Here is a 26350-nt window from a genome sequence, read left to right on the forward strand (position 1 = left end):
AGTAACCCTTTTAATTGCTTAAGCAACTGTTTTCTACTTTATGTGCGAACACCATGATGCGTCAAAATAATAAATTATTGGGTGCAACACAAATACTAGCTGCTTATCACGCGCAGACTTTTGACTCGCTACAATCACAGTTCATTGGCTTTGATGACTTGTCTATCATCGCAAAGATTTATCATGATAATGCACATTTATGTGATGAAAGTGATACTGCCATTTTTAATGCTGTGCAATTACAACATTATGAATCGCAATGCTTTGATAATTTATATCAACATTTACGTTATTTGCAGCTTGAGTTTATCGGTCAATCTGAGTTGCTGTTTTATCATACTTTGCTGATTGTCCTTTTGCGACGGGGTTATCAGCCTGAAAAGACATTTACACTATTTGAATTACTTTGGCAGACGCATAACGGCTTTTTTTTCGAAAAGCTGTCGTTAAGATGGCTGGTATCTGCAGCCGATACGTTTATTGATTTTAGCGAAAGTCCTTTGCGCCGAGCAATTTTGATGAATGTGGTCAGTGTTATTAATACCCTAAAAATTTATGAGACCCAACGATTTTTATTAACCGATAATCAAGTACCAATTACACCTAAAATGAATGCATTATATGCTAAGCATCAAGCGCTATATGACGGCTTGACCTTTTTTCGCTTAGGGAGTGATGATACGCTTGAGCAGATGCGTAGGCGTTTTTTAAAATTTGAAATAGTCGATGCATTTGCCACTCAATTTCTTTTAACTGTGTTATATCGATTACATGATACGCCCTCAGCCTTTTCGCTGATTAAACAGCTACATACCGAAGATTGGGGGTATAATTGGTAAGTTTTCCCGATATCAATTGGACGACGCATGAAACAACCAAAATCAAAATGGCAAAATCTTCTTTCCTTTAATCAACATAAAAAGCGTTTTGGCGCAGATAAAGTGGCTCAAGATATTGTCAATATAGAGATTAATCAGCTAAAAAGCACCATTATCTCAGGTGAGTTACCGAATTTTACCTATGGTTCGGATAAAGATATTAACAAGCACATCAGTAATCTAAGGGATGAGTTTATCGGACAGCCTGAATTAAATTATTATCACGCTAAACTTATCGTTTTGATACGCCGTGAATTTCAGACTGATAAGCATTTTGCAGAATTTGAACAGCTTTGGAATAATGAGGCTGATTTTCTATGTCAAAATCTTTCTACCAGGTGGCTTATTTCAGCCTGTGATACCTTTATTGATTATAGCGAAGATGCAACCTTAAAAGCCTTGTTAATGAATGCGGTCATATTAATCAATACCATTAAATTACAAGAAAGCGAGCGATTTTTGACTGACACACAAAATGCGCAAGTTGATGAGCGTCGTAAACAGTCATTACAAACCGAGCGGCTCGCATTATTTGATGGAGTGGCAGGATTCGCCGTGGGTACTGATGATACGCTACGTAATATGCGTTGGCGCTTGGATAGATTAACCCAAATGCATCCGCTTGGCTGCATCGTTAATGAAATTTTTGACCGTGTACAACTTCAAGATGCCAATACGGTTTATTCGCGCTTTCGGCAGTGGCATACTCGCGATAAAACCGCGTGGTGGAAATATTAGCCAAATTTAAATTTATCGCTTGTCACTTTTTTTCTTATAATCTATGCCTAAAAATCTGCCCTTGTATTACCCCTCCTTATACACAGCCGAGAAAAAATATGTCCATTGATGCACTGGTTATTAATTTAGATACCGCTGAGGCACGTTGGGATTTTCAGCAACGCCAGCTACAACATTTGGGCATTGCCTATCAGCGCTTGGTAGCTACTTCAACACAGAGTTTAGATAGTTTGACTTACGAACAATGGGCAAACGATTGGCAGCGCAAACTGCGCACGACTGAAGTTGCTTGTTTCCTGAGTCACTATCGGGCATGGCAAATCGTGAGCGACACAGGAAGACCTTGGTTGATCTTAGAAGATGATGCACTTTTATCTGAGCGGTTGCCGCAAGTTTTGGACTCAATTGATACCTATTTGCAGGCTGGATTGTCAGACTCACTTGCTTTTGACCATATCAGTTTTGAAACTCGCGGGCGTAAAAAGCTCTATAGCAGACATCCATTACCGCAAGTATTTTTGCCTAGTAGTTTTGGCATTAATCTTCATAATCTTTATTTAGATAAGTCAGGTGCCGCAGCATATTTGCTCACGCCAAAAGGCGCTAAAATACTACTAGACACTGTTTCGGTAACAGGTGCGGGTTTGGCAGACGCCCTACTTTGCCATAACGAATCCCTAGTGAGCTTGCAAACGGTGCCAGCCCTTGCCTTGCAAATGGACATGGTGACTCATTATCAGCTTGGGTTAACCACAGATTTAATCCAAAATCTTAGCCAAAGTAGTATCAGCAATTCATCAAATCATAAACCCACTGCCAATAACTTATCCGATACATTGCGTTTTAAACGTCGACGCCTGCTTGCCCAAGCACAACGCGCCCATAAACAAATCACTTTTCGGAACACAGCGATTTATCAAGAAATTGAGCCGATTCATAGGGATTTTGCGTATCTTAACACCTTAAGCTAACTGCCATGCAGACATAAAACGGTTAGTTTACTAAGTTAAGATAACGTTGAGCGACGGCTTTTGGTAACAGTCTTTCATCGAACGGATGACTAAAGGAAGCTGGATGATGCATAAGTTGGGTCATTTTTTCTGCTAGTGCATCAGCATCATTGACAGGTACAAGATTCGTTGATGGCAATATTTCCGCTGGGCCTGATGCACAATCGGTACTTATCACTGGAACGCCTAATGCCAGTGCCTCTGCGATTACGATGCCAAACCCTTCATAAATTGATGACAAGACCATACCGGTAGCAGAAGCTATCCAAGGATAGGGATTAGGGTGAAACCCCATAAACCATACTTTATCTTCAATACCTAGCCTTTTTGCCAATGTCTCGCAATCGGCCTGTAACCCACCTTGACCAACAAGGACTAATGGCAGCGACCGGTCAGTCAAAGCATACGCCTGCAAAAGTAGCTGATGGTTTTTTTGCTGTTTAAATTTACCCACATGCACCAAATAGCCTTGGTTTAAGGCAGGGTATGTCGCAATAATTGATGTCTGCTGTGCTTGTAACATAATGCTTTGCTGGTCGATGGGGTTATGAATGGCTGTGATTGACAACGTATCAGGCACGATTTTTCTAAAGTCGTCTAGTACGCCTTGACTTACTGCAGCAATATGCTGATGTTCATAAACGTTTCTTAGTTTTTTATCGGATAGATAGGTGTGTACTTGTTTTTCTTTGGATAATGTATTGTGAATGACAAACACACGATTGAGTAACTGGCTAAATTTTAAGGTTTGATCCACTTGCCAAAGGTTAGATAATACTAATGCCGGAGTATGACAAATATGTTTACGCACGTAGTTATCAAATTTTTTAGCAAACAATGGATGCCTGAGTGATTTTGGCAACCAACGTACTGACTGATAATCTAAAAAGTGTACTGGGAAAGCTACATTGTCATAATCGACTTGCTTCTTAAAACAGACAATATGAGGCTCATAGCCTAGTTGGCGAAAACCTTCAGCTAACGTTAATACAAAACGCTCAGCACCACCGCCTTGTAAGCTAAAAATTGTTAAGACTACTTTTTTTGAGAAGGCGAGCATCTTTTCTACTTCACTAGAATTTTCTGTTAGTGCCATCATTATTAACATCAGCGATGGCATGGATAATGCGTTTATTTTTAATTATAAAATACTTACCTGATTTAATAACAGCTGTAATAGGCGCTGACAAAGTTGCCAATCGTACCGACAGATTCTCTTTTTTGTCATTTTTATGCTTTGGATACCTTTTTCGCAGTTGCGCGGGTGTTTGCGGATTGAAAGAAATATCGGGAAAGTAGTTTTTTAAGTAATCACGATAACTTGCTCGGTAAGAATAAGTCAACGCATCATCTCGCACCCAAGGTTTATTCGCGCCAATAAAGTGAATGATAAAAGGTTGATGATTATCAATCAGGCGGTAAGTATTATCATGTAGTTGCCAATTAAATTCAAAAGGTAAAATTGGCATTTCTCCTGCTAAAGCAATATTAAGCGCGGATTGATCATGGCATCTTAGATTACTACTAGGATTAAAAGCCACCTCAAAAACACGTGAAGCAATCGAATTTTTGACATAGTTTTTGACATTAAACACGAGCACCCCAGAATTGCGATACAAATGACCTTTATCGTGATAAAAATCAAGATAGCTTTGAACCAGGGGTGTTAGTGCCTTTTTACGTTTAATTCTTAAATTAATTTCAGTGATATCAGGTGCAGCTGCGACACAAAAAGATGGATCAAACTTAGCAACTACCTTAGTTAGCGCTTGATAAAATGGCAGATTTATATAGATATCGGCATCAAGATAGGTAATTAAATCATATTCTTCGGAAAAAATATTTGGTAAAAATAGCCTTGCGTAAGCACTGAGTGATAAATGATCAACCGGTAGTTGCTCGCCCCCCTTAATATTCATCTCAATAAATCGAATAGCGCTGTCCAAGAATGGCTTAGGAACTCGCTGCAAATCCGGTAAACACACGCATAAGTCAAACCTTCTTTGCGTTTCAATTGATAAAATTTGATTACATACAAAAAGCGCGAAAGGTAAATACTTATTATCAACACAGAAGGCCACGCATTGGTTGAACTCAGCTGGCCTAGTGACCTGCCCAACTTCACAAACTATTTTATTTTGAAGCAATGAAACTTTTTTAATCACGCAATTTAGCCTTAATGTTTACAATATTGATAATAAGCTAGCTAAGTCGTCATGCTCAAGCACGCCAATGCTCTTTGACCCAATCAGTCGGCAAAATAAAATGTCTTAAATGGCGAAAAGGTCGTTTTCTTGCCGACTCTGAAGTCGCAATTAACTTAATATGCTCTTTGGCGTCATTGGGGTACTCTGTCCGATAACGACCTTCAATAGCTTCAGGGGGATTCAAAGCACCACCTGCAAAGATAATTACGCGCGCATCTTTTGGCAGCTTTGAGGGCAAAAAGTAATTAAGGGGAAACGGACGTTTACATTCAAAGCGAAAATGACGCACCCACTTTCTTGGAAAGAACTTAACACCACCTGGCGCATTTTTTGTCACAAATCGCTGCTCATAACGATATTTTTCTGCTATCCCTTGTGGATCGGACGCAAATAACTTCTGTAAAGGCACGAGTGCCCCTACAGGAAAGCGAAACAGTGACGTCTGACCTAGTTTTTCAAGCGGGTTTGTCATATTGCGGGTAAGCACAACTGGATGATTAGGCTCGTATTCAAAAAAAACATCAATATTACCAACTATTACCACATCTAAGTCTAAAAACAGCACATTACCCGTGACATTACCTAACTTTTCACTCCAAAGACGCGACTTTGGCCACTGTCCTGTAGTGCCGACAGGCATTGGATAATCAATAACTGGTAAATCTTGACATTCTACTTCAGGACGAATGCCATCGGTATTGTCGGTAAAGCAGACAAAGCGAAACGGCGGGGTGATATTACGGCTTACCATTCCATAGAGTTTATTAACGTAATCTGCGCCATATTTGGTGCCCCATTTGATACAAATAATTTGTTTAAGCGGGGTGGTTGCACTCGATGTTGTCATGTCACTTCCAAAGTACCGATAATTCTTCAAAAAATAAGGATAGTCATTTTAACATAACTATCCTTTTATTTTCACTTATCTACTTAGTTTCACTTAGCTAAAATTTTACCGATTATTCATCCACGTAGCTAAGCCAATGGGCGTATTTATCATTTTTGCCTTGTACTACGTCAAAAAATAGACTTTGCAGTTTTTCGGTGATTTCACCACGCGCGCCGCAGCCAATGACGTGGTCATCATATTCACGAATTGGGGTAATCTCAGCAGCAGTACCTGTCATAAAGATTTCATCCGCGATATAAAATTCATCACGGGTGATTCTACGCTCATGCACTTTGATGCCCAAGTCCTGTGCAAACTGTATCACCGTGCGACGGGTAATGCCGTCCAATGCACCCCCTGACAAATCTGGGGTATGCAGCTCACCGTCTTTGACCAAAAATAAGTTTTCCCCTGAGCCTTGACAAACATAGCCTTGGGTATCCATCAATACCGCTTCATCATAGCCATGACGGGTGACTTCTTGGTTTGACATGATAGATACTGGGTAGTTGCTGACGGCTTTGGCTTTACACATAGTGACGTTTGGATGGTGATGGGTAAAACTTGAGGTTTTTACACGGATACCTTTTGCCATGCCTTCTTCACCCAGATAAGCACCCCAAACCCAAGCGGCGACGATGGTGTGAATGCTATTGTCTTTGGCAGCGATACCCAATTTTTCAGAACCTACCCAAATCAATGGGCGTAGGTATGCCGATTCAAGGTTATTTTCACGTACCACGGCTTTTTGTGCTTGTAATACTTCTTCATACGAATAGGGTACAGCAAGTTGGAAAATTTTAGCTGAATTTAGCAGGCGCTGGGTATGATCTTCCAGACGAAAAATCGCCGTACGTCCATCATGGGTTTTGTAGGCTCGCACCCCCTCAAATACGCCCATACCATAGTGCAGTGTGTGGGTTAATACGTGGATTTTGGCATCACGCCAGTCTACCATGTTGCCATCCATCCAGATAAAACCATCACGGTCTGCCATGCTGGGAATTGTTGCCATTGATTACTCCTAGTGCTTTGTTTGAAATAAAAAGTTTTTTGTTTGAAATAAAAGTTTTTGTTTGAAATAAAAAGTGATGTTACATCTATTCTGGACGCTGCCCGATTAAACGATGCCATTGCGCATCAACAAAATTACGTAGTTCATGCCACTGGGCTTCATCTACCAGTATCGGCTGCTCTGCTAAAGCCAACCGATGCGTCATACTGCGGATGCGAAGATAAGCATGCGTTAGCTGTTGGCATATTTCTGCCTCGATGATGCCCGTTTTGGCAAGCGCTTCAAAGATACGCACATTGTCACTCCAAACTGCCAACGCAGGATAACTATTGGCATACGCCAAGACAGCAAACTGGGCAATAAATTCAATATCAACCAATCCGCCTGCATCTTGTTTCAGATGGAATAACCCTTGCTGCTTGGTATGCGGTTTGCTGCCCAAATGGTCTTGCATCTTATGCCGCATGGTGGATACTTCGATACGAACACTGTCTTTATCACGCGGCAGACACAATACTTCTTTACGAATCTGGTCAAATCGCGTCATCACGCGGCTATCGCCACAAATGGCACGAGCGCGAACCAACGCTTGGTGTTCCCACGCCCAAGCTTTGTGCATTTGGTAAAGTTCAAACGCATGGGTAGATACCACCATCATACCTGCTTGACCCGAGGGGCGCAGACGCATATCAATCTCATAGACACGGCCATCGCGCGTTTGGGTGGTCAAATAATTCATCAGTTTTTGGGCAAGGCGTGCGGCAAACTTCATACCGCTGATGGGTTTTTCACCGAGCGTCATCGCTTCTTCATCAATGTCATGAATAAACACAAGATCAAGATCTGAGCTATAACTCATCTCAAGCCCGCCAAGCTTACCATAGCCGATAATCGCAAAGCCATTATGCGCCTCACTCACAGGCTCGCCTTGGGCATTGACAGGATAGCCATGTTTTTTTACCAATTCACCAAATACCCGTTGCAACGCTTTTTCAAGTACCACTTCAGCGATAAAGGTGAGTGAATCAGAGACTTTCATCAACGGTCTATCCGCCAACACATCACTCGCTGCCACTGCCAAGACTTGGGTTTTTTTGAAAAAACGAAAGGCGTTGAGTAGCCCTTCCTCATCATTAGGCTCCACCCGTAACAACTGCTGACGCAGAATGTCACTAAGTTCTGCCTTATCAGGTAAATGACGGTATTTTTCACGGATAAATGAATCTAGCAAAACAGGATAGCTTACCAATTCGCTCGCAATCCAAGGGCTTGCTGCCAACATGGGAATCAATTTGGCGGCTGCGGTTGGGTTTTCGACAAACATGACCAAATAAATTGACCGACGACTTACCGCCTCTAGCAATGTCAACATTCTAGGTAACGCCACATTGATTGCATCTTCGCTTAAATCGGAATGTAACAACCCATTGATTAGAATCGGATAGGCGGCATTTAAGCGAGTTTTGGCTTCTTCACTAAGCCCTGTGATGAGCTTACTTTGCCAAAACTGGCTTAATTTATCTTTATTGTCAGCGCTTAATTTTTGCTCAAGCTCAGATAAATTGTGCTGATGATCCACTTGTAGCTGCTCATCAGACTGCTTACGATCACTGACCAGCTCGTCAAAAGGTATTTTTACCATTTGGCGGTATTCATTGAGTTTGGCTAACAATGCTGCCCAATCGGCAAACCCCAATACTTGGGCAAGCTGATGTCGCTGTTTGGCATCTTGGGGTAATCGCTGGGTTTGTTCATCATTGATGGCTTGGATACCATGCTCCAATCTGCGTAAAAAACGATAGGCTTGTGCCAATTGCTCATGAGTCAGAGCATCGATAAAGCCATGTTTTTCCAGTTGGCTCATCGCTTGTAGGCAGTTTTTTACTCTGATATCACTGACACGCCCGCCATAAATCAACTGAAACGACTGCACGATAAACTCAATATCACGGATACCACCCGCCCCAAGCTTGACATTGTCCGTATCTTGACGTTGTTCGACTTGGTTTTGAATCAGCGATTTCATCTCACGCAGGGCGGCAAAGGCACTATAATCGACATAATAACGAAATACAAACGGCTTGATAAGGGCTTTTAAGTTATCGCTAAAGGTGACAGGGTTGACGATTCTGGCTTTTAGCCAAGCAAATCGCTCCCACGCCCGTCCATGTTGGGCAAAATATTTTTCCAGTGCCGATAAATGAATTGCCAAATCACTGCCATCCCCCCAAGGACGAAGGCGCATATCAATGCGAAATACAAAACCATCTTGGGTGTTTTTATCAAGCAGATTGATGATGCCTTGACCCCATTTGGTAAAAAATTTCTTGTTGTCGATGGATTTAGCAGCTTTTGACCCTGGTGGTTTTAACGGGTCAACCACCGTCTCACCTTGCCCCTGATGAACAAAAATCAAATCGATATCGCTTGATAAGTTAAGCTCTTCTGCCCCCATTTTACCCATGGCGATGATGGCTAAATCATCCTTATGTGGTTTATTTTTTTCATCAAAAAAATACGGCTCACCATAGCGTTTGATTAAATCTTGATACACGTAGTCTTTGGCAAAGATGAGACAATAATCAGCAAATTTTGACAGCTCCCATGTCAGCTGCTCTAGGCTAATTAGATTTAATGCATCTTGCCAAATCCAGCGCACCATCAACAAATTGCGTAGATGACGCAGCCCTCGCATCACGCTTGCTTCATCCGCCAATTGGTAATCTTCATCCAGCGTATAATCGCGTATTAAATCTTTGATATGTTGGACATCGAGCGTTTGGGTAAGCGGATAGCTTTTTAAAAAGCTTTGTGCAACGTTTGTTTTAGTCTGCCAATACTGATAGCCAAAATTACTAGCTTGCTGTAATACAGCGATTTGTTCTATCGTCGGTAAGAGTTGCGGCATTTTAATTTCCGTGTGACAAATAAATAAACAGACTAAATAAACAGACCCACCTCATCGTGGTATATAGTGGTATATATAAGTACTAAGCATTCACGCTTGCGTATCGATACAATCAATCTTGTCCAATCAAGTTTGTACCATCAAGCGGGAGATTTTGCAATTAGGCTTGATTAAGTGCAGTTGATACAGGGTATTTTGCTCAAGCTTACATTGCTTAAAGTTATCCTTATAGCCTAGCACAAACCGCTATTGTTGCAAATTTTTTTAGCACACAAACCTATAAATACTCGTTTGCGCGTAGCAAAATGTTTGTCATAGAAATAAAAACGTAAAAAATATTGGTAGTTATCAAATTTTCATATATGATGAAAAAAAACAAGGAAGTAAAAGTCAATAAATTTATGTGAATATTCGGTCTATATTTTTTTGTGAGCCTGATTTCATTTACGTGTAACTGATTTTTTAGCTGCATGTTCAATTGTAAAAAACCCAACACATTTATCTTATAAACTACCCTAATCATTGAATTTTTTATTACAACCAACAATCACAACAAACAAGGAGCGTACTGTGATGACAACGGACAACTCAACTGCAAACAAAAAAATTGCCCTCGTAACAGGTGCGCTAGGTGGTATTGGCACTGCTATTTGTCATGCGCTAATCCAAGCTGGCTATCACATCATTGCAACCTACACCCATAAAGCGGACAGCACTGTCAACCGCGGCGAAGCTTGGTTAACAGAAGAAGGCATGAATGCCAGCGATTTCACCTTTGTTGAAACCAATCTCACTGACCATGAAGCAGCCACCAAAGCCATTGTTGATGCAATTGAAAAAGCAGGTCACATTGATGTGTTGGTAAATAACGCAGGTATCACCCGTGATACGACTTTCAAAAAAATGACTTATGAGCAATGGTCAGAGGTGATTGATACCAACTTAAAATCACTATTCACGGTCACCCAACCGGTTTTTAATAAAATGCTTGAGCAAAAATCTGGGCGTATTGTGAGTATCAGCTCAATTAATGGCTTAAAAGGTCAGTTTGGTCAAACCAACTACTCAGCCACCAAGGCGGGTATCATCGGCTTTAGTAAAGCGTTGGCACAAGAAGGCGCTAAATCTGGGGTGACCGTTAACGTGGTTGCACCGGGTTATACGGGTACTAAAATGGTGATGGCGGTGCCGGAAAAAGTGATGGAAAGCATCAAAGCAGGCATCCCAATGGGTCGTATCGCCCAACCGGAAGAGATTGCCGCTGCCGTGGTGTATTTGGTCAGCGATGGCGCTGCTTATATCACAGGTGAGACCATCAACGTAAATGGCGGTCAATACATGCACTAATGAGCTTGCCATCATCATCTATAAACTAAATCGGTTATAAACTAAATCTGTTATGAACTAAAAAAGACCAGTCATCGTGACTTGGTCTTTTTTGTTGTATGACAACATTACTAACAACCGTTAACTTACTGGTAACTTACTTGGCGGTTAATTTTTTTACGCCATCTGCCGTTGCCATCAGCAAGATATCAGCGCGCTGTGCGGTAAATAATCCATTACATACCACCCCAACGATATTGTTTAACTTTGCTTCAAACGCTGCTACCTGCTCAATGTCCAAGCCGATATCTAAGCCATAAACATCCAAAATCAAATTGCCATAATCGGTGACAAATCCTTCACGGTAGACCGGCTCACCGCCAAGCTGCACTAACTCACGCGCCACATATGAGCGCGCTTGCGGCAATACTTCAATCGGTAGTGGAAAGCCAACGCCTAATTGCTGCACCCATTTGCTTTCATCCACCATGCAAATAAACTGCTTAGATGCGGCGGCAACAATTTTTTCACGGGTTAAAGCGCCGCCACCGCCTTTGACTAGCTGTAAGTGCTCGTTCACTTCATCGGCACCATCAATATACAAATCTAACTCACCCGTGAAATTTAAATCCATCACCTCAATACCGAGGGCTTTGAGCTTATCTTCGGTGACCTTTGAGCTTGCCACAGCGCCCTTTAGGTTAACTTTTGGCAATAATTCAATGAGGCAGTTGACGGTACTGCCCGTCCCCACGCCCAAAATCATGCCTGATTCGATATATTTTAACGCGTCTGCTGCCACGGCTTGTTTTTGTTGTTGTTGCGTGCTTGCATTCATCGTACTCATAGACCCAGCCTTGTTAGGAATTTATCAAAAAAATAGATAGAAAACTTAATGCTATCAATTACCCAACTTATTTTACCGTAAAAGCACTTGCAAGCTAAACCCTAAAGTCCTAATCTAATCACTTATTTTTTACTTCTCTAACGATTTGCTGTGTTTTGGTTATGAAAGCACACAGAGGGTAAAAATAAATTTTCAAACGTATTTTTCAAACTTAGGTCATTATTATGTTATCAGATTGGGTACGCCTTATCCTTCAAGCGACCGTGTATGATGCTGCTATTCAAACGCCGCTTGAACCCGCCAAAAAACTCAGTGAACGGTTTAACAACGATATTCGTTTTAAACGTGAAGATTTTCAGCCAGTGTTTTCTTTCAAGCTGCGGGGTGCCTACAATCGAATTAGCCAGTTAAGCGAAGCAGACAAAGCCAAAGGCGTGATTTGTGCCTCTGCCGGCAACCACGCGCAAGGCGTTGCCTTCTCGGCTAGCCGCTTGGGACTCAATAACATTATCGTGATGCCGACCACCACCCCCGATATCAAAGTCAGTGCCGTCAAGTCCTTGGGCGGTAATGTGGTGCTATATGGCGATAGTTTTGATGAATCTAACCGCTATGCCATTGAACGCGCCCAGACCGATGGCTTAACCTTTATCCCGCCGTATGACGATGAACTGGTCATCGCAGGTCAAGGTACCATTGCCATGGAGCTAGTACAACAATGGCGTAAAATGGAATATGTGTTTGTTGCCGTTGGTGGCGGTGGCTTAATCTCAGGTGTGGCAGCATTTTTGGGGGAAGTTGCACCGCATGTCAAAGTCGTGGCAGTCGAGCCAGAAGAAGCAGCCTGTTTAAAAATCGCGCTTGATACCGGTGAACGCAAGCGCTTACCCCAAGTGGGGTTGTTCGTCGATGGGGTGGCAGTCGCCCAGCTGGGTGAAATACCGTTTGACGTCTGCCGTATGCCAAAAAGCGATCACTCAGGCCCCGTGGTCGAGCCTGATGTGGTCACTTGTAGCAATGACGAAGTGTGTGCGGCGATTAAAGACGTGTATGATGAAACCCGCACCATCGTTGAGCCTGCAGGCGCGTTGGCGGTCGCGGGTATGAAAAAATACATCGAAGATCATAATCTACCGGGCAAAAACTGTGTGGCGATTTTATGTGGTGCCAACATGAATTTTGACCGGTTACGCTATATCGCTGAACGTACCGAAATTGGTGAGAAAAAAGAAGCGATTTTTGGGGTGACCATTCCTGAGCGCACAGGCGCCTTTTTGGATTTTTGCCGCTCACTTAAAGGTCGCAACATCACCGAATTTAACTACCGAATCAACACCAACCCCAACTACGCCCATCACGCTGCCAATATTTTTGTCGGTATCGCCCTCAAAGAAGGCGAAAAAGAGCGCAAAGCAATCCACCAATTACTCAATGAAGCCGATGATGCCGCGATTGACTTGACCGATGATGAAGTCGCCAAGACCCATATTCGCTATTTAATCGGCGGACATGCGGGATTAAAAGACGAGCAATTATTTCGCATCGAATTTCCCGAGCGTCCTGGCGCGCTGCTCAACTTCCTTGAAAAATTGGGCTCACAGTTTAATATTTCTTTATTCCACTATCGTAATCATGGGGCGGCTGAAGGGCGTATCTTAGCGGGCATTCAAATGGGTGAGCAAACCGCCGAGCAATTACTTGCCAAACTACAAGACATTGGCTATGAGTGCGAAAACCTCACCGATAACTTAGGCTATCGCTTATTTTTACAATAATTTTTAACGGTTTGGATAAAAAGGGTGTCATCGTGGCGCCTTTTTTTGTGCCAAGTTTTTTATGCCAAGCTATGCACAAAATTCACTAAATTTCAGCACAGTACATAGCAAAAATAGCCATTTTCTGCTAATCTCAATACTTAAAACTTTATAATTTACCTGATAAATTAATTAAAAAATTCTGCTATAAGACAATTACTATGTCATCAAAAAAACGTTTTTTAAAACTTGCGGGTATGACTGCCAGTATCGCAGGGAAAGCAGCTAAAAATTCTATTAAGTCTTTTGCAGGCTCTGAAGAAGATAAACTCACAGCCCGTAGCGAAATGCTGCAAACCGTGGGGCTGCAAATCGCCGACACATTAGGCGAAATGAAAGGCGCGGTAATGAAAGTGGGTCAAATTGCCTCGCAGTATAAAGATGTGTTTCCGCCTGAAGTCTCAAAAGCGCTGGAGAAATTACAAAAAGACGCGCCGCCCATGCCGTTTGCCGTCATCAAACAGCAGGTGGAAAAAGAATTGGGGCAACCGATTGACGCGTTGTTTGCCCAGTTTGATCAATCACCTTTTGCGGCAGCCTCCATCGGTCAAGTCCATAAAGCCGTGTTGCCAACCGGTGAAGCGGTCGTAGTCAAAGTGCAATACCCCGACGTTGATACCAGTATCGATAGTGATTTAAAACACGTTCGCTTGGCGCTTAAGATAACTGGCGTACTCAATATGGATAAAACCTTGCAAGATAAAATCTTTGCAGAAATCCGTGATAGCCTGTATGACGAGCTTGACTACAGCAAAGAAGCCCATAATTTGGCAATTTTTGGCAGTTTCCACAGTGATGATGATGGGCTGATTATTCCCAAAGTTTTTCATAGCCATTCGACCAGACGGATTTTAACCCTATCACAAGAACTGGGTGAAAAGCTCGAAGTGGCTGCAACTTGGGACAATGACATCAAACAAAAAATCGCCACTCGCTTATTTGATTTTAGTGCCGGTCAATTGTTCAAACTCTATCGTCTGCATTGTGACCCCCATCCAGGTAACTTTGCGTTTCGCCCTGATGGCTCGGTCATTGCCTATGACTTTGGTGGTATCAAATCTTACAGCCATGACGAAGTTGCGTTATTCAAACGCTTTGCCATTCATTGCCTGAGCGGTGATGTGACAGCGCTTGAGCAAGATTTGGTCAGCATTGGCATCAAAAAAGACAATGATGAGCCACTGCCCACAGACTTTTATAACGATTGGTTGCAGATTGGTTTGACCCCGTATGGTTTTACCCAGTTGTTTGATTTATCCAAACACGCGCCTTACGATTTTGCCACCAGCCAGACCCATTTTCAAGCGATTGCCAAAGCAAAAGAGTCGCTTAAATACTGGCAAAGCTTTCAACCTGCCCCACTGACCATGATGCTTGATCGAACCATTTCTGGACAGTACTGGAACTTGGTGAATTTAAAGGTAAAAATTGATTTAAGTGAGTTGATACACCGCTATATTGATTTGCCGACATTGCCACGACCTGACGACTCGCCTCGCCCTTAGGTTTGATTTTAACTTTCAATAACATTTCCTGCGATGACATAGGTGCAACCCCCTATCAAAAATCCGGGTTGCTCGTTTATAATAGCGCACGCAAAATTTTGAAAATCAGATTGTTACGTTAGATAATTAGATAGTTAGATAAAGGATACACTCATGGCCGGACATTCCAAGTGGGCAAACATCAAACACCGTAAAGCCAAACAAGATGCGGCAAAAGGTAAAATCTTTACCAAAATCATTCGTGAGCTGGTCTCTGCTGCCAAACAAGGTGACCCAGACCCAGCGAGTAACCCACGTTTGCGTGCGGCGGTGGAAAAAGCCAACTCAGTTAATATGACCAAAGACACTGTAAAACGGGCGATTGAACGTGGTGCAGGCGGCGGTGATAATGACAACATGCAAGAAATCACCTATGAAGGCTATGGCTTGGGCGGTGTTGCGGTGATTGTCGAGACCATGACGGATAACCTCAACCGTACCGTTGGCGAAGTGCGTCATGCTTTTAGCAAAAATGGTGGCAACTTGGGTACATCAGGCTCAGTGGCTTATATGTTTAGCAAACGCGGTGAAATTACCTTTGATGATGTGTCGCTAGAAGACACCATCATGGAAGTCGCGCTTGAAGCAGGGGCAACCGATATTGAAAATAACGGTGATAGTATCACCGTGGTCACTGAGCCAGAGAACTTCGGTGACGTGATGGATGCCTTAGAAAAAGCCGGTTTAAAATCCGACAATGCAGAAGTGACTATGTCTCCTTCAACCATGGCGGATGTCACTGATGTCGAAGATGCTAAAAAAATCATGAAAATGATTGATATGCTAGAAGATTTGGACGATGTACAAGAAGTCTATACCAACGTCAACTTTACTGATGATGTCATGGAACAACTCGATGATTAAATGAAATTTTTAAGCATAGAAAAGGCTAAATGTAGATTTAGCCTTTTTTATTTAGCAACTTGTAACAATGTTGTGGTGGGATATAAGGTTAAAAACACGCGATTAAATTCACTACCGTGATGCAAGGCTTCATTTGTGTCAAAAATTAATAAGCCCTTTTCTTGCTGTTCATTGGTATGAATCAACAACCATACTTCATCCAATGCCCTTTTTTTGTGGTACGCTTGGACTTTATGCGCTTTTTTGCTCATCACCGCATCAATATCACTTTGATTGATGTAGGAATCAATCGGTAAATCTTCATTTTCATCTGCCATATCGGTAAAAAACGCACTGGGTAACCAACGCATGGTTTTGGCAATACCGTTTTGTAATTTACTACTGAGCGTAGGATGTGGCAAATTACTCGATGGCTCGATAAATTGCTGCGATATATTCGAAATATTGCGATTATCAATCTTTTGCCAATTGACCCAATTAGCCAAATTGGCTTTGATACCTACTATCTCGCCCTCACCATTAAACTGCGTCGGGGTAAATTTGGTGGACAGTTGTAATAGCGACTGCCAGTACCAACGTTTTAACATTAAATTGTCATTACCGAGTCTATCGCGTAGTCTTGGCAAAGTGGTCAATTCGATGCCAATGGTATATTCACCTTTGTCACAATAAAAAATACAGGTAAAATCAGGCTCATTACCGTCATCCGTACCTGAGATGGTCTTGGCAGGATGTAAATGCAGCATGGCTAAAAAATGTGCCAAATACACCCATTCACGCTGGCGTTTGAGCTGATTTTGCGACATCCGCATGATGCTTGGCGAATTTTTTTTGCTACCTGCCATTCATTAATTACCCGATTAGCTTATTCAATTGACTCAGCCTAATGTTTCATGGATTAAAATATACCAAAAAAATTTTACTTACTTCAACACTTTAGCTTATCAGCTCAATACGTCAAATGCATGACAATAATCCGGACGATATTAAGTTGCTATGTGTGTTTTTAGTAATTTATCTAACTATTATGACGTTTAGCCTTGTATTTTAAGCTACTAACCCTATATAATTCACAGTTCATTTGGGGATGTTCTGGCTTCGACGCTGGTAATGAAACTCAATGATGCATGTCGAGTGAGTATGTCCACTCGTAAATAAAATATACATTTTAAACTAGTCGCAAACGACGAAACTTACGCTCTAGCAGCCTAAGGGCTGCTTGGGACGGCACAGATTGCCATTGGTCTGGTTGCTCTCCTTGAAGCGAACGCACGATGGATAGCTTAAATTGTTGTCTCGCCAATTTGAGCAAAACTTAAGAGGCTCGTGGTTGGCATCCTGACTGTCGGTTCGCCAACCATTAAAGACATAGACAGAATCTAAACATGTAGAGTCATGGGCGTAGTGCTGGCGGACGCGGGTTCAACTCCCGCCATCTCCACCATATATAAAAAAGAGAATGCAATAACTTGCATTCTCTTTTTTTTGCATTTTTTATATCCGATTAGCTACTTAAGATATCATTTTTACACAAAATCAACAGGTTAGAAAAACTAGCTAATATAGTTACATAATTTATATGTTTAGCAAAATACATCCGATATTGAAGATTTTGTTTACAATAAAATCTTTGCAATAACATAACTTTGTAATTAGAATACACACCGCTTAAGTGATATTAAACAATATTACTTTGTTTTTACTATGTAAATCACGGGAAATGCCCCTTGATACCTTTAAGCAGTCAGATTATTGACCGCTTTAATTGATAAAAGGAACATCCGATGAAATATATCATTGCCAGTTTGATTGTTACTACTTTAGCCACCCAGCAAGCCAATGCTGATGTTGTTTCATGGTATGGTGGTAAGCATCATGGTCGCACCACGGCATCTGGCGAGAAATTCAATCAACATGCACTGACTGCCGCCAGCAACGTGCACAAATTAGGTAGCCTACTTAAAGTCACTAACAAAGCCAATGGTAAAAGTGTGGTTGTACGCGTGACTGACACAGGTGGGTTCGGCAAATATGGCCGTACGCTAGATTTGTCAAAAGGTGCTTTTAGCAGAATTGCTAATCCTTCAAATGGTCTTGCTAAAGTCGATATCGTTAGATTATAGCGTTATTTTTATTAATGTATTTTTGCTGTAAAAAAGGGCGCTATTGATTGATAGCGCCCTTAATGTTTTATCAATTAAAAAATTTAATCCTCTAAAAAACGGGTATCATTCGACCATTGCTGCATTTTGATACTTTCATCCAAATATTGCTCGATAGCCGGTAAGTTAAATCCGTCGTTTTCACTGATAAAGCTTATACTCATGCCTTTATTGCCTGCCCTACCGGTGCGACCGATACGATGAACGTAATCATCAGGACTGTCTGGCAAGGTGTAATTGACCACACAAGCCACATCATCCACATGAATACCTCGCCCTGCAACATCAGTCGCCACTAAAATATTGGCATCGCCTTGACGAAATTGTGCCAAATACTTCTCGCGTTTGGCCTGTATGACATCCCCTGACAATATCACTACTTTATATTGACGATTAAGTTTGTCATACAGGCGTTTGACTTGGTCTTTACGATTGGCAAAGACAATGATTTTATTGGGAGAAATTTTTTCAATAATTTGCTGTAACGCCGCCAGTTTATCCGATTCCATCAAGGTAAAAAATAGCTGCTCGATGTTTTGACTGGTTTTTTGTTCGGGCGCAATCTCTACAAAAATCGGTTGATATAACCAGCGATAAGCTAAATTCATCACATCTTGGTTAAAGGTAGCGGAGAAAAGCAGAGTTTGCCGATGCGTATTGGCAGGCATCATACGAATCAACCGTTTGATATCAGGTATAAACCCCATATCCAGCATTCTATCCGCTTCATCTAATACCAAAATTTCAAGACGATCAAGATACACATGGTGCTGAAAGCAAAAATCAATCAAACGACCTGGGGTGGCGATGATGATATCGACAAACTTTTGATGCAGCTGCTTTGACTGCGTGTCATAGTCTGTACCACCGAGCAAACAAACAGTATGCAGTTTGGTAAACTTGGTGAGTTCAAGGCAATCTTGATAAATTTGTTGAGCCAGTTCTCGAGTCGGCGCCAGCACCAGCGCACGGGTTTCACCCAAAAAACGATCGCCATCAACCTCAGGGTTTAGAGGATTATTCAGCAATTCATTGATGATGGTGAGTAAAAACGTTGCTGTCTTACCTGTACCTGTTTGTGCCTGCCCGATGGCATCTTGCCCAGCGAGTGTATTGGGCAATATTTGCGCTTGGATAGGGGTTAGCGTTTGATAGCCTAATTGATCAATCGCTTGTTTAAGCGCTGGATAAAGGGGTAATTGTGAGAAAGTTTGAAACACAGAGAGTTAACCTATTTTGACCAATCAATCATTGGCTATGAGAAACAACAAAAACCAAGTTAATTACCTCAACTTGGTTTGCAAAAAGGTCAAAAATAACACTTTAACCCCTTTTTGGCTTAACTTATTCGACTTTGGTAACTTCTTCAGCTTGAAGACCTTTTTGACCTTCAACCACGATGAATTCAACTTTTTGACCATCTTGAAGTGAACGGTAGCCGTCACCTTGAATCGCGCGGAAATGAACGAAAATATCTTCACCGCTGTTACGCTGAATAAATCCAAAACCTTTTGAATCATTAAACCATTTTACAATGCCTTGTTCACGAACTGACATATTATAACTTCCTTTAACACTATTAATGGTAGGTTTTTAAAGTAGTTTTTTAGCCAAGGCTAGTTAAGCCTAGTTAAGTTTAGCTACCCGCTACCTACGCCTGCTAATTAATGTACTAGTTAAGCTTTTGTAATAGTTTGTTAAAACATTTCTCTACAATGTCGCTTACATAGTAAATTGTTCTTATAGCAATCATAGCATGGGTTTTTTACAAAAAAAAGTAATTTCGTAAGAATTGGTTATTTTTTTAAACAGCGATTTTCTAGCCTTATTTAACGGTTTACAATAATAAAACTGCAAGGTTTGCTATTAAAATTGCCAATTATTTTAGCGTCAGTTTGCACACATTGTATGGGCTTATCTTTATCATTTATCTCATCGATGCCAATGAGTTGATTGATAACCTCTTCGCCCAATTCATCTAGCACATCATGTTTTAATTCTTTTATTAATTGCTTATCGGCATTCTGATGGGCTTTGATGGAACATTCTTTAAGTCGCCATAGTAGGTTTCGTAAAACTGCTTGATTGACTGCAGGCTTTTGATTCAACCATTGGTATTCATGCGGTGAAAAAAAGCGTGCAGCAACGTGATGACTAATTGCGCTGTCTTCAACATCAATGCCGATATTTGTATAGGGCGAAATCAACACTGCGGCATGTTGGCGGCTATGGCTAAAACTGACATACCAAGTGTAACCATCAGCGGTTATAAAATGATAAGGAAAGTTTGCCTCCATTAACTCGCCTGTCACATTGAGCGCTTGCTGTAGCTTTTTTAGCAATTGACGACAATACATCGACCCTGTTTTATGGGTTGATGCTGCTTTATTGGTTAACCCTACTTTATTGCTTGACCCTGCTTTATGGGTTAATAGGGTAGCCTGTTCACCCAAATTATGATGAATATCAATAGCAACCCAGCTATGGTGTTCGATTGGATAAAACTGCATCGGTGATGATAGTGCCTTGTTGTATAAATAATTGTATAAATAGATTTAACGATAGCTTAAAGTATTAAAGTATTTTTTTATACCAAGGTTGATTGGCTTTCTTCTTTTGTGCTTGCGCAATCGCTTTACGTTTTTTTTGATACAATACATTGTTACTAATGAGAGTGATAGCGCGAGTGTCTTGCGCGATGACTTCCCCTAAGACGTTTTCAACACTTACAGTAATGGTATAAGGGTTAGGATCGAGCGTGGTAGTTGCAATAGTATAGCTAGTGTCTTTTATGGTCGCTAAGGTTTGGTTATTGAGTTGATAGACGATTCTATCGCCTGTTTTTAAACTCGGCATCAAAGCAACGTTAATCTCAATTGATTGACTACCACGTCGCAGCGTTTGCCCTGCTTCAGGCGATACAATTTTTAATACATAATCCCCCTGCTGGCTTGCTGAGATGGATTGGGTGGATAAGCGCTCAGTTAAGCGAGCAGTTAAGCTATCACCTAAACTATCAGGCAAACGATTGTCAGTAGTCGTACTCACTGCGTTATCAACTTGATTGTTCAAGCTAGTGGATGTCGTTGTTGATTGATTGGTCGTCGATGATACTTGTGATTGGGTGGACAATTTATCTAATACGCTGATAGTTTTGCTGTTTTTATTGTATTGATAAGCGGTATTGATATTATCGGTATATACCACTTGACCCTCTGATGTGATCGTCTTATACACTTCAGCATGACTTAACTGTGACAGCAATAACACGACAGCCGTGAGTATAAAGCTATACCGCAAACTACTATTATTATCGGTACTGTATTTTGTCAAAATCATATAAGTCTTCCCCTCAAAACCCATTATTACCCATATTTTAGCAAGCTTGATAATCAATCCCTAAATAATTTTGTCTATTAGCTTAAAAATTTCCTATAAAAAAACCCAACTTAATGTGAAGTTGGGTTTTTTGAAAAGCGAACTTATTAGCAGCTGTAGTACATATCAAATTCGATTGGATGAACTGATACGTTGTAACGCTCTACTTCTTCTTTTTTCAAGGCAATGTAAGCGTCAAGCATTTCTTTGGTAAATACGCCACCTTTGGTTAAGAACTCATGGTCGTCTTCTAACGCTTTAAGCGCAACTTCCAAGTTCTCCGCCACCGTTGGGATCAATGCTTCTTCTTCTGGTGGCAGGTCGTATAAGTTTTTGTCCGCGGCTTCACCTGGATGGATTTTGTTTTGGATACCATCAAGCGCTGCCATCAACAATGCGGCAAAGCAAAGATAAGGGTTGGCTGCTGGGTCTGGGAAGCGCGCTTCGATACGTTTGCCTTTCGGGCTTGCCACGTATGGAATACGAATTGATGCTGAGCGGTTACGCGCAGAATAAGCCAGTTTAATAGGCGCTTCGTAATGCGGTACTAGGCGTTTATAGCTGTTGGTTGATGGGTTGGTGATGGCATTTAATGCACGAGCATGTTTGATGATACCACCGATTGCAAAAAGCGCCGTTTCTGACAGCCCTGCGTATTCATCACCGGCAAAGGTGTTTTTGCCATCTTTTTGGATTGACAAGTGAACGTGCATACCTGAACCATTATCACCAACCATCGGTTTTGGCATAAAGGTCGCGGTCTTACCATATTCGTGTGCAACGTTGTGCACCGCATATTTGAACTGTTGTACTTCATCCGCTTTACGAACTAGGGTATTAAATGATACACCGATTTCTAGTTGGCAAGAGGCAACTTCATGGTGATGCACTTCAACACGGCCTTCACCCATAATCGCTTCTACCGCGGCACACATATCAGCGCGCATATCTTGTGAGCTATCAACAGGTGGTACTGGGAAGTAACCGCCTTTGACGCGTGGACGGTGCGCATAGTTACCGCCTTCCATTTCTTTATCGGTAGACCAAGCGGCTTCATCAGCTGAGATGGTGTGACGGGCGCCGGACATGTCGATTGACCATTTTACATCATCAAATACGAAAAATTCTGGCTCTGGACCAAAGAATGCGGTATCACCGATACCCGTTGATTTTAGGTATTCTTCGGCACGTCGCGCGATTGAGCGTGGGTCACGGTCATAACCTTGCATGGTTGATGGCTCGATAACGTCACAGGTCACAACAACTGTCGTTTCACGAAAGAAAGGATCGACAAAGGCGGTATCAGCATCTGGCATCAAAATCATATCTGACGCTTCAATGCCTTTCCAACCAGCAATTGATGAACCATCAAACATTTTACCTTCTTCAAAAATGTCTTCGTCCATGCTGTCAGCTGGATAGCTTACATGTTGCTCTTTACCTTTAGTATCGGTAAAGCGAAAATCTACCCACTTTGCTTCGCTAGATTTGATTAAATCTAAAAATTTATTCGACATTGCTCGTTTCCTTTTACGCAAAAAATGATTAAAAAAACGTTACGCCACTTTATACTCTTTTTGGTGCTGTGACAAGAGATAAACAAAGAGGTGCTTGTTGAGTTTAAACTTTCAAGTTATGTGCCAACTTTTGCACTATCATGCTAAATATTAAATTTTTATATCAAATTCAATGAGTTATTTGAGAGTGGATTTAATGATAAAGTTGGCTGATATGACTATCTGCCTAGGTAGCCTTCAAATCGCCATGCAGCTGTAACACTTGCACCACTTTAATGAAAATTTTATCAATATTCACTTTTATGGTGCATAAAATATGTGTTTAACTATTTTAGTGAAAATCATTAACATTACTGCCTGCGACTCGGCTTCATTTATTCGGTTTCATTCATTTGCTGTCAGTGACTTGTAGAATGGTTGTGATAAAATAATTAACTAAAATAACGGTGAAGTTTTTTCATTGGCTAACCATCATCTGACAATTACAGCATAGGGTTTCTGGATTGCTACTTTTTATTGATAACTACGACAGTTTTACCTACAACTTGGTGCAGTATTTTGAGCAATTGGGACAACCCGTTGAAGTCTGGCGCAATGATGCTTGCAGCAGTGAAGATATCATTCGTTTAAATCCCGATTATTTGGTCATTGGCCCTGGACCTTGCACGCCAAGCGATGCAGGCAATACGTTGAGTTTTATCAAAGACTGTGCCGGCATTATTCCTATATTAGGCGTTTGCTTGGGTCATCAAGCGATTGGGCAAGCATTTGGCGCCAATATCATTCGATGCCCAACGATTATGCATGGGCGGGTGTCGCAAGTTTTTCATCACCACCAAGGGATATTTGCCGGACTTCCCTCACCTTTTAACGCCACTCGCTATCATTCTTTAGCGATTGCCACAGACAGTTTGCCTGATTGTCTAGAGATTACCGCATGGTGTGATGATATTTATCCACATAATTTGCTGCCATCCCCCACTGTGATGGGCATTAGGCATCAAACATTGCCGATTGAAGGGGTGCAGTTTCATCCAGAATCTATCTTGAGTGAGCATGGGTATGCGATTTTGAAAAATTTTTTAGCTAACTATCAAAACTATGAAAACTATCAAAACGCTCACCCTTAGACTGGGGTAATTGATTTTTGCAGGTTAAAGCTTGGCTTTAATGCTTGGCTTTAAAGTTTGGCTTTGTTATAGTATACTAGTACAATGATATATCAAGTCTAAGCCATAAAACTCATACGAGACTGACATGACCCATACTGTAACACCCTATCTTGGTGACATTACCACGACTATAGAGAACAACCAGCCATTAACCCCAGAGCAAACCCAACTACTGCTTACCACCGCGCTGGATCGTGCCATCAATACCATTGACCTAACTTATGCAGAAATGCGCGGCGTCATGCTAGCCATCATGCAAGGTCAATGCCCCGATGCCATGATGGGCGCGCTGCTCACCGCGCTGCGTATGAAAGGTGAAAGCATCGAAGAAATCACCGCCGCCGCCCAAGTAATGCGGGAGCTGGCGATTAAAGTGGATTTGTCGGATGTGCACTATGTCGTCGATATTGTGGGTACAGGGGGCGATGGCGCAAATCTATTTAATGTATCTACCGCCGCTACCATGGTCGCAGCAGTAGCTGGCTGTCATGTCGCCAAGCATGGTAATGGCGGCGTTTCGGGCAAATCTGGCAGTTCCGATTTGCTGCAGCAAGCGGGTATTAATTTGGCATTAAATACCGAGCAGATTACCCAGTCGATTAAAACGCATGGTATTGGTTTTTTGTTTGCGCCCAATCACCATGTGGCAATGAAACACGCCATGCCCATTCGCCGTACCCTAAAAACGCGCACGGTGTTTAATATTTTGGGACCTTTGACCAACCCGGCGGGCGTCAAAAATGCCATGATTGGGGTATTTAATCCTTCGCTGTGCGAACCGCTTGCCAATGTGTTCAAAAACCTTGGCGCGGAGCATGTGCTGGTCGTCGGCTCAGTGGATAACCTTGATGAAATCTCACTGGCGACTTATACCCACGTGGCTGAACTTAAAGATGGCAAAGTCAGCGTGTATGATATCGAACCTGAAGATGTTGGTATCGAATCGCAAACCCTTAAAGGCTTAATCATTGACAGTCCAGCACAAAGCCTAGCGCTCATCCGCGAAGCACTGGCTAACAATCCCAATAAAACCCCCATCGCCAAAAAAGCCGCGGATATGATTGCCTTGAACGCCGGTGCGACCATCTATGTAGCAGGTAAAGCAGATACCATAAAACAAGGCGTAGCCATGGCACAAGATATCATCAGCAGTGGCAAAGCCTTGCAAAAAATGGCAGCATTAGCAAGCTTTACTCAGCAATTCACCTCTCATTAAATTTTTGGAAAAACCATGCCTCATCAAGCAGTCCCCTCGGTATTACAAAAAATTGTCGACACCAAACGTCAAGAACTAGTCAGAGCCAAACAACAACAATCTTGGCACGACCTTGAGCAAATTGCCGCAACGAACCGCGATGACATCCGTGATTTTGCCGGCAGTTTGCGCAAAGCAGGCATACGTGTCATTGCGGAAGTCAAAAAAGCCTCGCCATCCAAAGGCATCATCGCCCCTAATTTCGATGCTGTCGCCAGCGCAGTCGGCTATGAACAAGCGGGTGCCGCTTGCCTATCGGTATTGACGGATACCGACTACTTCCAAGGCTCGGATGCGTATTTATTGCAAGTGCGCCAAGCGGTAAGCCTACCTGTGCTACGCAAAGATTTTATGATTGAGCCGTATCACATTTTGCAATCACGTGCGCTTGGGGCAGATTGTATTTTGCTGATTATGGCGTGTTTATCGGATGCGCAAGCCGCTGAGCTGCATGAATTGGCATTAAAGCTTGGTATGAGTGTACTCATTGAGTGTCATGACGAGATAGAAGTGGAGCGCGCGTTACGCTTGCCCGCCCATCGTCAAAACGTGTATGGGGTAAACAATCGCAATCTACATAACTTTGATGTGAGTTTGGACACTACCCTACGCCTAAAAACACTGTTTCCACAAGATAGCTTACTGGTGACAGAAAGCGGGATTCATTCGGCAGAGGATGTAAAATTGATGCTGGGCCATGACATCCATGCGTTTTTGATTGGTGAGCAGTTTATGAAAACAGGCGATGCAGGCGCGGCATTAGCAAAGTTATTGGCACAATCGCAACAAAATGCGTAAAATAGCCAAGTTAAATATTTGATGTTAG

The 26350-nt window shown here is 42.0% G+C and carries 23 protein-coding genes and 1 other RNA gene; 12 read left to right on the top strand and 12 right to left on the bottom strand.

The features are described 5' to 3' along the window. Positions 1 to 53 precede the first annotated feature (53 nt). The 3 genes from RNZ41_RS06395 to RNZ41_RS06405 all read left to right on the top strand — a co-directional run bounded on the left by RNZ41_RS06395 (position 54) and on the right by RNZ41_RS06405 (position 2587). Positions 54 to 839 (top strand): hypothetical protein, encoded by a 786-nt coding sequence (locus tag RNZ41_RS06395; protein ID WP_314026869.1) that lies wholly within the window; start codon positions 54 to 56, stop codon positions 837 to 839. A 27-nt stretch (positions 840 to 866) separates the two neighbouring features. After that, complete coding sequence (locus RNZ41_RS06400) at positions 867 to 1616, top strand: hypothetical protein (RefSeq protein WP_314026870.1); 750 nt, start codon at positions 867 to 869, stop codon at positions 1614 to 1616. Positions 1617 to 1714: 98 nt separating this feature from the next. Continuing rightward, positions 1715 to 2587: a glycosyltransferase family 25 protein gene (locus tag RNZ41_RS06405; RefSeq protein WP_314026871.1), complete on the top strand. Its 873-nt coding sequence runs from the start codon at positions 1715 to 1717 to the stop codon at positions 2585 to 2587. A 22-nt stretch (positions 2588 to 2609) separates the two neighbouring features. Here the strand turns inward: RNZ41_RS06405 and RNZ41_RS06410 are convergent, their stop codons facing one another. From RNZ41_RS06410 to glnE, 5 genes are all read right to left on the bottom strand, one after another. Then, positions 2610 to 3722 carry a glycosyltransferase gene (locus RNZ41_RS06410; protein WP_314026872.1) on the bottom strand — a complete coding sequence of 371 codons (1113 nt, stop codon included), beginning with the start codon at positions 3720 to 3722 and terminating at the stop codon, positions 2610 to 2612. Then, positions 3700 to 4791 carry a glycosyltransferase family 8 protein gene (locus RNZ41_RS06415; RefSeq protein WP_314026873.1) on the bottom strand — a complete coding sequence of 364 codons (1092 nt, stop codon included), beginning with the start codon at positions 4789 to 4791 and terminating at the stop codon, positions 3700 to 3702. The genes RNZ41_RS06410 and RNZ41_RS06415 overlap by 23 nt, the downstream gene beginning before the upstream one ends. A 55-nt stretch (positions 4792 to 4846) precedes the next feature. Continuing rightward, entirely contained in the window at positions 4847 to 5680 is an 834-nt protein-coding gene (locus tag RNZ41_RS06420) for a glycosyl transferase (RefSeq protein WP_314026874.1), read from the bottom strand. Between the two features lie 112 nt (positions 5681 to 5792). Continuing rightward, the gene (locus tag RNZ41_RS06425) at positions 5793 to 6737 is read right to left on the bottom strand and encodes a branched-chain amino acid transaminase (RefSeq protein WP_007116868.1); all 945 of its coding nucleotides are present in this window, start codon (positions 6735 to 6737) and stop codon (positions 5793 to 5795) included. Positions 6738 to 6822: 85 nt separating this feature from the next. After that, positions 6823 to 9645 carry a bifunctional [glutamate--ammonia ligase]-adenylyl-L-tyrosine phosphorylase/[glutamate--ammonia-ligase] adenylyltransferase gene (glnE, locus tag RNZ41_RS06430; protein ID WP_314026875.1) on the bottom strand — a complete coding sequence of 941 codons (2823 nt, stop codon included), beginning with the start codon at positions 9643 to 9645 and terminating at the stop codon, positions 6823 to 6825. A 573-nt stretch (positions 9646 to 10218) separates the two neighbouring features. On the opposite strand from glnE, the gene phbB reads away from it, so the two are divergent. Continuing rightward, positions 10219 to 10992, top strand: a complete 774-nt coding sequence (phbB, locus tag RNZ41_RS06435) for an acetoacetyl-CoA reductase (RefSeq protein WP_201664327.1) — start codon at positions 10219 to 10221, stop codon at positions 10990 to 10992. A 136-nt stretch (positions 10993 to 11128) separates the two neighbouring features. Here the strand turns inward: phbB and rpiA are convergent, their stop codons facing one another. Continuing rightward, the gene (gene rpiA, locus RNZ41_RS06440; RefSeq protein WP_314026876.1) at positions 11129 to 11818 is read right to left on the bottom strand and encodes a ribose-5-phosphate isomerase RpiA; all 690 of its coding nucleotides are present in this window, start codon (positions 11816 to 11818) and stop codon (positions 11129 to 11131) included. A 224-nt stretch (positions 11819 to 12042) separates the two neighbouring features. Here rpiA and ilvA point away from each other — a divergent pair, with 224 nt between their 5' ends. The 3 genes from ilvA (at position 12043) to RNZ41_RS06455 (ending at position 16040) form a co-directional block, all read left to right on the top strand. Then, positions 12043 to 13593 (top strand): threonine ammonia-lyase, biosynthetic, encoded by a 1551-nt coding sequence (ilvA, locus tag RNZ41_RS06445; protein WP_314026877.1) that lies wholly within the window; start codon positions 12043 to 12045, stop codon positions 13591 to 13593. A 200-nt stretch (positions 13594 to 13793) separates the two neighbouring features. Next, positions 13794 to 15137 carry an ABC1 kinase family protein gene (locus tag RNZ41_RS06450; RefSeq protein ID WP_314026878.1) on the top strand — a complete coding sequence of 448 codons (1344 nt, stop codon included), beginning with the start codon at positions 13794 to 13796 and terminating at the stop codon, positions 15135 to 15137. A gap of 153 nt (positions 15138 to 15290) precedes the next feature. Continuing rightward, entirely contained in the window at positions 15291 to 16040 is a 750-nt protein-coding gene (locus RNZ41_RS06455; RefSeq protein WP_007116874.1) for a YebC/PmpR family DNA-binding transcriptional regulator, read from the top strand. Positions 16041 to 16087: 47 nt separating this feature from the next. Here the strand turns inward: RNZ41_RS06455 and RNZ41_RS06460 are convergent, their stop codons facing one another. Beyond that, entirely contained in the window at positions 16088 to 16885 is a 798-nt protein-coding gene (locus tag RNZ41_RS06460; protein ID WP_314026879.1) for a hypothetical protein, read from the bottom strand. A gap of 238 nt (positions 16886 to 17123) precedes the next feature. Between RNZ41_RS06460 and ssrA the strand changes: the two genes are divergently transcribed. Both ssrA and RNZ41_RS06470 read left to right on the top strand, forming a co-directional pair. Further along, positions 17124 to 17484: a transfer-messenger RNA gene (gene ssrA, locus RNZ41_RS06465) on the top strand. 340 nt (positions 17485 to 17824) lie between these two features. Beyond that, positions 17825 to 18163 carry a septal ring lytic transglycosylase RlpA family protein gene (locus RNZ41_RS06470; protein WP_314026880.1) on the top strand — a complete coding sequence of 113 codons (339 nt, stop codon included), beginning with the start codon at positions 17825 to 17827 and terminating at the stop codon, positions 18161 to 18163. 83 nt (positions 18164 to 18246) lie between these two features. On the opposite strand, the gene RNZ41_RS06475 is transcribed toward RNZ41_RS06470, so the two are convergent. From RNZ41_RS06475 to glnA, 5 genes are all read right to left on the bottom strand, one after another. Continuing rightward, complete coding sequence (locus RNZ41_RS06475; RefSeq protein WP_314026881.1) at positions 18247 to 19422, bottom strand: DEAD/DEAH box helicase; 1176 nt, start codon at positions 19420 to 19422, stop codon at positions 18247 to 18249. Between the two features lie 124 nt (positions 19423 to 19546). Further along, positions 19547 to 19759: a cold shock domain-containing protein gene (locus tag RNZ41_RS06480; protein ID WP_007116878.1), complete on the bottom strand. Its 213-nt coding sequence runs from the start codon at positions 19757 to 19759 to the stop codon at positions 19547 to 19549. Positions 19760 to 20031: 272 nt separating this feature from the next. Then, complete coding sequence (locus tag RNZ41_RS06485; RefSeq protein WP_314026882.1) at positions 20032 to 20712, bottom strand: 4'-phosphopantetheinyl transferase superfamily protein; 681 nt, start codon at positions 20710 to 20712, stop codon at positions 20032 to 20034. A gap of 64 nt (positions 20713 to 20776) precedes the next feature. Next, positions 20777 to 21541: a DUF4124 domain-containing protein gene (locus RNZ41_RS06490; protein WP_314026883.1), complete on the bottom strand. Its 765-nt coding sequence runs from the start codon at positions 21539 to 21541 to the stop codon at positions 20777 to 20779. 146 nt (positions 21542 to 21687) lie between these two features. Continuing rightward, the gene (gene glnA / locus RNZ41_RS06495) at positions 21688 to 23097 is read right to left on the bottom strand and encodes a type I glutamate--ammonia ligase (RefSeq protein WP_062330134.1); all 1410 of its coding nucleotides are present in this window, start codon (positions 23095 to 23097) and stop codon (positions 21688 to 21690) included. 503 nt (positions 23098 to 23600) lie between these two features. Here glnA and RNZ41_RS06500 point away from each other — a divergent pair. From RNZ41_RS06500 to trpC, 3 genes are all read left to right on the top strand, one after another. Next, complete coding sequence (locus tag RNZ41_RS06500) at positions 23601 to 24227, top strand: anthranilate synthase component II (protein ID WP_314026884.1); 627 nt, start codon at positions 23601 to 23603, stop codon at positions 24225 to 24227. A gap of 127 nt (positions 24228 to 24354) precedes the next feature. Then, positions 24355 to 25485 carry an anthranilate phosphoribosyltransferase gene (gene trpD, locus RNZ41_RS06505; protein ID WP_314026885.1) on the top strand — a complete coding sequence of 377 codons (1131 nt, stop codon included), beginning with the start codon at positions 24355 to 24357 and terminating at the stop codon, positions 25483 to 25485. Between the two features lie 15 nt (positions 25486 to 25500). Beyond that, a complete protein-coding gene (gene trpC / locus RNZ41_RS06510; RefSeq protein WP_314026886.1) occupies positions 25501 to 26322 on the top strand; it encodes an indole-3-glycerol phosphate synthase TrpC in 822 nt (273 codons plus the stop codon). Positions 26323 to 26350: the final 28 nt, after the last annotated feature.

The sequence above is a fragment of the Moraxella sp. DOX410 genome, assembly GCF_032248735.1.
GTDB lineage: Bacteria > Pseudomonadota > Gammaproteobacteria > Pseudomonadales > Moraxellaceae > Faucicola > Faucicola tetraodonis.

Excerpts from the sequence above, each read along its gene's own strand:
- RNZ41_RS06395 (WP_314026869.1), top strand. The coding sequence starts at position 54 with ATGATGCGTCAAAATAATAAATTATTGGGTGCAACACAAATACTAGCT.
- RNZ41_RS06400 (WP_314026870.1), top strand. The coding sequence starts at position 867 with ATGAAACAACCAAAATCAAAATGGCAAAATCTTCTTTCCTTTAATCAA.
- RNZ41_RS06405 (WP_314026871.1), top strand. The coding sequence starts at position 1,715 with ATGTCCATTGATGCACTGGTTATTAATTTAGATACCGCTGAGGCACGT.
- RNZ41_RS06410 (WP_314026872.1), bottom strand. The coding sequence starts at position 3,722 with ATGGCACTAACAGAAAATTCTAGTGAAGTAGAAAAGATGCTCGCCTTC.
- RNZ41_RS06420 (WP_314026874.1), bottom strand. The coding sequence starts at position 5,680 with ATGACAACATCGAGTGCAACCACCCCGCTTAAACAAATTATTTGTATC.
- RNZ41_RS06425 (WP_007116868.1), bottom strand. The coding sequence starts at position 6,737 with ATGGCAACAATTCCCAGCATGGCAGACCGTGATGGTTTTATCTGGATG.
- glnE (WP_314026875.1), bottom strand. The coding sequence starts at position 9,645 with ATGCCGCAACTCTTACCGACGATAGAACAAATCGCTGTATTACAGCAA.
- phbB (WP_201664327.1), top strand. The coding sequence starts at position 10,219 with ATGACAACGGACAACTCAACTGCAAACAAAAAAATTGCCCTCGTAACA.
- rpiA (WP_314026876.1), bottom strand. The coding sequence starts at position 11,818 with ATGAGTACGATGAATGCAAGCACGCAACAACAACAAAAACAAGCCGTG.
- ilvA (WP_314026877.1), top strand. The coding sequence starts at position 12,043 with ATGTTATCAGATTGGGTACGCCTTATCCTTCAAGCGACCGTGTATGAT.
- RNZ41_RS06450 (WP_314026878.1), top strand. The coding sequence starts at position 13,794 with ATGTCATCAAAAAAACGTTTTTTAAAACTTGCGGGTATGACTGCCAGT.
- RNZ41_RS06455 (WP_007116874.1), top strand. The coding sequence starts at position 15,291 with ATGGCCGGACATTCCAAGTGGGCAAACATCAAACACCGTAAAGCCAAA.
- RNZ41_RS06460 (WP_314026879.1), bottom strand. The coding sequence starts at position 16,885 with ATGGCAGGTAGCAAAAAAAATTCGCCAAGCATCATGCGGATGTCGCAA.
- RNZ41_RS06470 (WP_314026880.1), top strand. The coding sequence starts at position 17,825 with ATGAAATATATCATTGCCAGTTTGATTGTTACTACTTTAGCCACCCAG.
- RNZ41_RS06480 (WP_007116878.1), bottom strand. The coding sequence starts at position 19,759 with ATGTCAGTTCGTGAACAAGGCATTGTAAAATGGTTTAATGATTCAAAA.
- RNZ41_RS06485 (WP_314026882.1), bottom strand. The coding sequence starts at position 20,712 with ATGCAGTTTTATCCAATCGAACACCATAGCTGGGTTGCTATTGATATT.
- RNZ41_RS06490 (WP_314026883.1), bottom strand. The coding sequence starts at position 21,541 with ATGATTTTGACAAAATACAGTACCGATAATAATAGTAGTTTGCGGTAT.
- glnA (WP_062330134.1), bottom strand. The coding sequence starts at position 23,097 with ATGTCGAATAAATTTTTAGATTTAATCAAATCTAGCGAAGCAAAGTGG.
- trpD (WP_314026885.1), top strand. The coding sequence starts at position 24,355 with ATGACCCATACTGTAACACCCTATCTTGGTGACATTACCACGACTATA.
- trpC (WP_314026886.1), top strand. The coding sequence starts at position 25,501 with ATGCCTCATCAAGCAGTCCCCTCGGTATTACAAAAAATTGTCGACACC.